Here is a 4,447-nt window from a genome sequence, read left to right on the forward strand (position 1 = left end):
ACACGAGCGCCGCGAACAGCAGCGTCACGGCCGCGAGCACGACGCCCATGGCGGTGGCGTAGCCGAACTGCCCCTTGCGGAAGGCGACGGTGAAGAGCTCCTGGCTCATGGTGAGAGTGGTGTTGTCGGGGCCGCCGCCCGGGTTCATCGCCTGCATGTAGACGAAGGCGTCGAGCGCGGCGATGCCGAGGTAGATATAGGCGGTCTGCACGTTGTCGCGGATCATCGGCACGGTCACCGAGATCGCCGTGCGGAAACGGCCGGCGCCGTCGATGCGGGCCGCCTCGAGCAGCTCAGACGGCACGCCCTTGATCGCGGCGACGAAGAGCACGGTGTAGAAGCCGATGAAGCTCCAGATGATGACCCACATCGAGGCGGGCATGGCGGTCGCGACGACGCCGAGCCACGCGAAGTTCTCGAACCCCGAGAGGCCGATGCCGGTCAGGAATCCGTTCAGCAGGCCGGCCGCCGGGTCGTAGACCTGCGCCCAGATGAGGCCGATCACGATCGCGGGAACGCAGTAGGGGAAGAACGAGACGACGCGGTAGAACCCTGCGCCGCGGATGCCGCGGATGGTGCCCCGGCTGGGGCCGCCCACCGTGACGACGATGGCGATGACGAGCGCCACCACGATCGTCACGAACGGCACGACGAGCGCGAGGAGCGCGTTGTTGCGCAGCGCCTTGAGGAAGGTCGTGTCGTGGAAGAGCTTCACGAAGTTCGAGAGCCCGACGAAGTTCATGTTGGGCGAGAAGCCGGTCCAGTCGGTCAGCGAGTAGTACAGCGCCTGGACGAACGGCGAGACCACGAAGATCACGAAGATCGCCAGAGGCAGCACGAGGAAGACCAGCATGAAGCTGATCCGGTTCCAGCTCGGCCGAGGCCGGCGACGCCGGGCGGCGGCGGTCGCCCCGCCGCCCGGCGTCGTCGTCGTGCTCGTCATACTCAGTTCGTCACCTTCAGCTTGGGGACGGAGGAGTCGGCGGCGACCTTGTCGCTGATGTCCTGCATGCCCTTGGTCAGGCCCGCCGTGTCGGTCTGCCCTGACAGGAACGAGTTCCAGACCACCAGCTGGTCCTGGTTCATGCCGTAGTAGTCGAGGAACTGGTAGTTGAAGACGTTGTCGCCTGCGGCATCCAGCATCTTCGTCTGCGAGACGAGGGCGGTCGAGCCGAAGCCGTCGTCGGGCACGAGGCCCTTGACGATCGTCGGTGCGAGGCGGGTCTTCGAGAAGTTGGTGGCCGCCTCCTTCGAGAGCATGGCGCGCAGGATCTCCTTGCCGCCGGCCGGGCTCTTGCCCTGCTTCGGAACGATGAACGGCTCGCCCGCCGCCGAGCGCAGCGCCTCATAGGGCAGCTTCGGGCTGCTCGAGACGGTCGGCGTCGGGGCGCCGGTCATCTTGAAGCCGTCCTTGGTGGCCTTCTTCATCTCGTTCTCGATCCAGCCGCCCGACGGGTAGAGGATCGCCTGCTGGTCGTTGCTCCACTTGGCCTGCGCAGCGGTGAACTGCGTGCCCGCGCCGCCCGGAACGAAGTAGCCGCTCTTGACCGCCGTCTCGAGCGCCTTGAACACGCTCTGGATCTCGGGCGCCGACCACGCCTTCGGCTTCAGGTTCTCGAGGTCGAGGCGCACCTGGTCGCCGCCCTCCTTGATGGCCGAGTCGAGCGCCATCGTGAGGTAGTAGGTCGCGGCCTCCTTGCCCCAGACGAAGAGGTACTTGCCCGCGGCCTTGGCCTTCGCGCCGAGGTCGAGCGCGTCGTCCCAGGTCTTCGGCGGCTCCCAGCCGTTCTCCTCATACAGCGAGGCCGAGTACCACATGCCGTAGACGGTCATCACGTAGTTCAGGGCGACGAACTTGCCCGAGAAGGTGCCAGGCGCCTTGACCGCGGGGTAGAGGGTGTCGGCGATCTTGGTGCCCTCGTAGTTCTCGGCCTCGAAGACGTCGTCGAGCGTCGAGAGCTGGTCGGCGATCGTGTTGAAGCCGATGTTGTTCGCACCCGAGTTGTCGATGAGGTCCGGCGGGTTGCCGCCGACGAAGCGCGGCTGCAGCTGCTGGGCGATCTGCGTCGACGGGCTCACCTTGATGGTGGTCTTCGAGAACTTCTTCTTGACCTGGTCTGCGGCGAACTGCACGTAGTCGTAGCCGTAGCCGCCGTTGAAGATGACCGCTTCGATCGACGCGGTGTCGGCGAGGCCGAACGGATTCTTCGCCGACTTGCTGCCGGACTTCGCGGTGTCTCCGCCGCCGCTCGGCGCGGCGCAGGAGGCGAGGGTTCCGGCCAGCGGCAGGAACACAGCGGTGGCCAGGGCGCCGCGAACGAACGTGCGGCGATTCAGGCGGCCTTGTTCTTCAGACATGATTGCCTGCCTTTCACTCTTGGTTGATGGGTGTGCGTGGGTGTCATCGATGGGTGGGCGGGCGCCCGCGGGAAGGGCGCCCCGGTGGTCAGGCGAGGTGGCCGATTCGGTCGCCGTACCTTTCCTGCAGGGCGTGGTTGTGCTCGTCGCCCTCGGGGATATTGGCGGAGATGAAGAGCGGGGGGACCTCGCCCGCCGCCTGGACACGGGCGGCCGCGCCGATCGTCAGCAGCTGCGCGATGTAGGCGGCGGTGATGGACGAGACCGCGCCGACGCCGAGGCCACCCGGCAGCTCGAGGGTGGTGTCGCCGTAGGGCGCGAGGTTGTCGATGACGACGTCGGCCACCTCGGAGAGGCGCTTGCCGCTCGGGTGCTTCGGCGTGACGGCGTTCGTGTGCTGCAGGCTCGTAACGGCGATCACCGCGTGCCCCTCCTCCTTCGCCTTGAGCGCGAGGCCGACGATCGAGCCGTTCACCCCAGAGTTCGACGCGATCAGGAAGACATCGGCCGGCCTGAAGTCGTAGAGCGACCAGAGGTCGTCGACGACGCTGTCGTCGCGCTCGATCGTTCCCCCCTGCAGCGCCTCGAGAGGGCGCTTCCCCCGCAGCACGAGATCGCGCAGCGCGAGCGAGTGCGTCGGGATCAGGCCGCCGGCGCGGCCGGCGATCTCCATCGCGAAGGCCTGCGAGTGGCCGGTTCCGAATGCCTGCAGCACGCCCCCGTTCTGCAGCGAGGCCGCGAGCAGCGCGATCGCGGGGTCGAGGGCGCCGGCCGCGGCCGAGGCGGCCAGCGCGTCGATGCGCTCGCTGACCTGCCGGTGGAAGCCGGCCGCCAGCTCGGCGGCGGCGTCGGTCGGGGCATCCGCCCGGGCATTCGTCGGGGATTCGGTGGTGGGCTCGGTCACGACCTGGTGGTTCCTTTCGTGCGCAGGGTGCGTCGGTGCGGAGCGACGGCGGCGGCTGAGGCCGCGAGCATCGCGGTGGTACGGCTAAAGTCCTGCTGGGCCACGAGCAGGTAGAGCAGATCGATCGTGAGCAGCTGGGCGTGCTTGGCCGACAGGTCGTCGGGCTGCAGGTAGGCATCGGGCGCGTAGGCGGTGAGGTGGTGGTCGGCGATCGCCGCGAGCGGCGAATCGGGGCTGCCCGTGATCGCGACGGCGAGCGCGCCGGTCGAGCGTGCGAGCTCGAGCATCTCGATCGTCTCGGCGGTGCGACCGGTGTTCGAGATCCCGATCGCGACGGTTCCCGGCCCTTGGATGGCGGCGCTCGTCAGCCCCTCGTGCACTTCGCTCCACACGTGCGCGTTGAGGCCGACGCGGTAGAGCCGGGCCTGCAGCTCGGTCGCGAGTCCCGCGCTGCCGCCGATGCCGTAGATGTCGACGTGCTCGCTGCGCGCGATCGCGACCGCCGCCTGCTCGGCGGCCGCCTGGTCGAGCTGGGCCGCCGTGGACTGCAGAGCGGCGGTGTGCGAGCTGACGAGCGCCGTCAGCACCTCGGTTGCGCTGTCGGCGGGGTCGAACGCGCGGCCAATGTCGGCCTGCCAGGTGGCGGCGCTCGAGCGGCCGAGGTCGGCGGCCGCTCCGACGCGCAGGGGCGGGTAGCCGGCGTAGCCGATCAGCCGGCAGAAGCGGGTGACGGTGGCCGGCGACGTGCCCGCGCGCTCGGCGAGCTCGGTGATCGAGAGCTCGAGCGGCGCGGCCGGGTTCTCCAGCAGCAGCGCCCCGATCTTCGCCATCGCCGCGGACATCTCGGGCAGCGCGGCCAGGATGCGGCTGCTCACGCCGAATCCGTCCGTGCTGTGCTTCGATGGTGCCGCGAGTTCCGTCATTGACATCCCGTCACTGAAAATCCATGTCACCTTTGACGTGTTGCCATGAAAACTATTCGCGGGCTTGTTACGGCGGCAATCATCGGAAGTCACGAGTAAGTAACGGATACTGCGCCGCGACTCGCGGCAGATGGGCGCACGATGACACTTCATCTCGCGGTCGACGCGGGCGGGACCAGCACGCGCTGCGTCGTGGTCGATGAGACGGGCGGATGCCTCGGCTACGGTCGCGCGGCGAGCGGGAATCCGATCTCGGCGGGCC

4 protein-coding genes are annotated in these 4,447 nt (G+C 68.5%); all 4 read right to left on the reverse strand.

What is annotated here, in order from left to right; translation table 11 throughout:
• The coding region (locus tag ACM2XV_RS12750; RefSeq protein ID WP_487027194.1) for a carbohydrate ABC transporter permease at window positions 1-943 on the reverse strand (943 nt) is incomplete at its 3' end.
• A gap of 2 nt (window positions 944-945) precedes the next feature.
• Window positions 946-2,358, reverse strand: a complete 1,413-nt coding sequence (gene ngcE, locus ACM2XV_RS12755; RefSeq protein ID WP_344778536.1) for an N-acetylglucosamine/diacetylchitobiose ABC transporter substrate-binding protein — start codon at window positions 2,356-2,358, stop codon at window positions 946-948.
• Between the two features lie 88 nt (window positions 2,359-2,446).
• Window positions 2,447-3,262, reverse strand: coding sequence for a sugar isomerase domain-containing protein (locus ACM2XV_RS12760; RefSeq protein ID WP_344778538.1), 816 nt, complete (start codon window positions 3,260-3,262; stop codon window positions 2,447-2,449).
• A complete protein-coding gene (locus tag ACM2XV_RS12765) occupies window positions 3,259-4,137 on the reverse strand; it encodes a MurR/RpiR family transcriptional regulator (RefSeq protein WP_344778540.1) in 879 nt (292 codons plus the stop codon). Before ACM2XV_RS12765 ends, ACM2XV_RS12760 begins: the two co-directional genes overlap by 4 nt.
• Window positions 4,138-4,447 lie beyond the last annotated feature (310 nt).

This window comes from Gryllotalpicola sp. CP2-P1 (assembly GCF_057512245.1).